This window comes from Streptomyces phyllanthi, assembly GCF_009377205.1.
Taxonomy (GTDB): Bacteria; Actinomycetota; Actinomycetes; order Streptomycetales; family Streptomycetaceae; genus Streptomyces; species Streptomyces phyllanthi.
Map to the genome: position 1 here is coordinate 1 of NZ_VJZE01000756.1, position 2,659 is coordinate 2,659.

2 protein-coding genes are annotated in these 2,659 nt (G+C 71.5%); both read left to right on the forward strand.

The annotated features are described in order from the left end of the window. Positions 1-15: 15 nt before the first annotated feature. Positions 16-1,296, forward strand: a complete 1,281-nt coding sequence (locus FNH04_RS44445; protein ID WP_322725651.1) for a ThuA domain-containing protein — start codon at positions 16-18, stop codon at positions 1,294-1,296. A gap of 90 nt (positions 1,297-1,386) precedes the next feature. Then, a complete protein-coding gene (locus FNH04_RS44450; protein WP_152791910.1) occupies positions 1,387-2,565 on the forward strand; it encodes an inositol-3-phosphate synthase in 1,179 nt (392 codons plus the stop codon). The last annotated feature ends 94 nt before the right edge of the window (positions 2,566-2,659 follow it).

A 2,659-nucleotide genomic window follows, 5' to 3' on the forward strand; every position in this document is an offset into this window, starting at 1 on the left:
GGCTCGGATGCCGGCATCGACGGACGCCGGGTGCTGGTCTTCTCCAAGACCACCGGCTTCCGGCACGACTCGATCCCCGACGGGATCGCGGCCGTGAGGGAACTGGGCGCGGCCCACGGCTTCGCGGTCGACGCCACCGAGGACGCGGGCGCCTTCACCGCGCGCAAGCTCGGCCGCTACGACGCCGTCGTGTTCCTGTCGACCACGGGTGACGTCCTGAACGAGACCCAGCAGGGCGCGTTCGAGCGGTACATCAGGCGGGGCGGCGGTTACGTGGGCATCCACGCGGCCGCCGACACGGAGTACGACTGGGCCTTCTACGGCGGGCTCGCCGGGGCGTACTTCCGCTCGCACCCGGCGATCCAGCCCGCCACGCTCCATGTCGAGGACCGGGCCCACCCGGCCACGGCCGGACTCGGCCCCACCTGGAACCGCACGGACGAGTGGTACGACTACCGCTCCAACCCGCGCGACCGGGCCCACATCCTCGCCTCGCTCGACGAGTCCTCGTACACCGGCGGCTCCATGAACGGTGACCACCCCATCGCCTGGTGCCAGGAGTACCAGGGCGGGCGCGCCTTCTACACCGGCGGCGGCCACACGAAGGAGTCGTACGCCGAACCGGCCTTCCGGCAGCACCTGCTGGGCGGCATCCGGTGGGCGACCGGCGAGGCCCAGGCCGACTGCCGCCCGGAGAACGGCTACCGGTCGCTGTTCGACGGCACGGCGCAGTCCCTGTCGGCGTGGCGGCAGGCGGGGCCCGGCTCCTTCCGGCTGAGCGACGACGGCACACTGACGTCGTCCGGAGGGATGGGCATGCTCTGGTACGCCGCTTCCGGCTTCCAGTCGTACTCGCTGAAACTCGACTGGAGGATGGCCAGTGCCTCCGGCGACGACAACTCGGGTGTGTTCGTGGGCTTCCCGGCCTCCGACGACCCGTGGTCGGCCGTCGACAACGGCTACGAGATCCAGATCGACGCCACCGACGTCCCCGAGCGCACGACCGGCTCGGTGTACGGCTTCCAGACCGCCGACATCAGAAAGCGCGACCGCGCGCTGAACCCGCCGGGGGAGTGGAACACGTACGAGATCCGCGTCGAGGGCGAACGGCTCCGCGTCTGGCTCAACGGAGTGAGGATCAACGACTTCACCAACACCGATCCGGCCCGGAGCCTGCGCGACGGCCACCTCGGCATCCAGAACCACGGAGCCGACGACCAGGTGTCCTTCCGCGACATCCGGATCAAGGAACTGCCCGCGCGGACCGCTGACGCGGCTCAGGCGCCGGGCGACTGAACGGCGGCGGGCGGGAGACGCCGGACTCCCGCTCGCCGTCTCCCCGCTCATCAGTTTTCTCCGTGTGCGTGTACGACAAGGAGGCTGCCCATGTCCGTGTCCCGTTTCGCAGGGTCCGAACCGCGGGTGGGGGTGTGGCTGATCGGAGCGCGCGGTTCCGTGGCCACCACCGTCATCGCCGGGTGCGCGGCCATGACAGCGGGCCTCCACGCCTCCACGGGCATGGTCACCGAGACCCCGCTCTTCGCCGGCTCCGGCCTTCCACCACTGTCCTCCCTCGTCTTCGGCGGCCACGACACGGCGGACTGCCCGCTGCCGAAGCGCGCGGAAGCCCTCGCCGCGGGCGGCGTCCTGCCCCACGGCCTTCCCTCGGCGATCACCTCCGAACTCACCGCTGCAGACCGCGAGATCGCACCCGGCGGCCCCCTACCGGGCGACACCAGGGAACCCGCCGACCTGATCGACACCTTCGCGGTGGACATCCGTGACTTCGTACGGCGCCACGATCTCGCCCGAGCCGTGGTGGTGAACGTGGCATCGACGGAGCCGACGACCACCGGGTCCGCCCTCTCCCCGAGCTCGCTGTACGCGGCGGCCGCCCTGCGCGCCGGTTGCCCGTATGTCAACTTCACCCCCTCGACCGGCCTGCACCACCCTTCTCTCGCCCCCTTGGCCGCCGCCTCGGGCCTGCCGTACGCGGGCCGGGACGGCAAGACCGGCCAGACCCTGCTGCGCTCGGTGCTGGGCCCGATGTTCACCCAGCGCGCCCTGACCGTCCGCGCCTGGTCCGGTACGAACCTCCTCGGCGGCGGAGACGGTGCCGCCCTCGCCGACCCGGCCGCCGCGGCGGCGAAGAACGCGGGCAAGGAACGCGTCCTCGCCGACACCCTCGGCGCCACCCCCGAGGGCGAGACCCACATCGACGACGTCCCCGCCCTCGGCGACTGGAAGACGGCCTGGGACCACATCACCTTCGACGGCTTCCTCGGCATCCGCATGACCCTCCAGACCACCTGGCAGGGCTGCGACTCGGCCCTCGCCGCACCCCTGATCCTCGACCTGGTCCGCCTGACAACCCGCGCCCACGAGGCGGGCCTGACCGGCCCCCTGTCCGACCTCGGCTTCTACTTCAAGGACCCCGTGGGCGACGGCCCGTCGTCGCTGGGCGAGCAGTACCGCGCCCTGACGGGGTTCGCGGAACGACTGCGCGACCTCCAGAGGACGGAACGACCGCGCGACTCCCAGGGGGAGGAGGCGGAGACACGATGAGGCGACGACGGGTGAGTGGACGACGGATGAGTGAGATGAGTGAGGGGAGGGCTGGAACGGACTTCCCGGCGACTGACAGCACATCGCCCCGCCC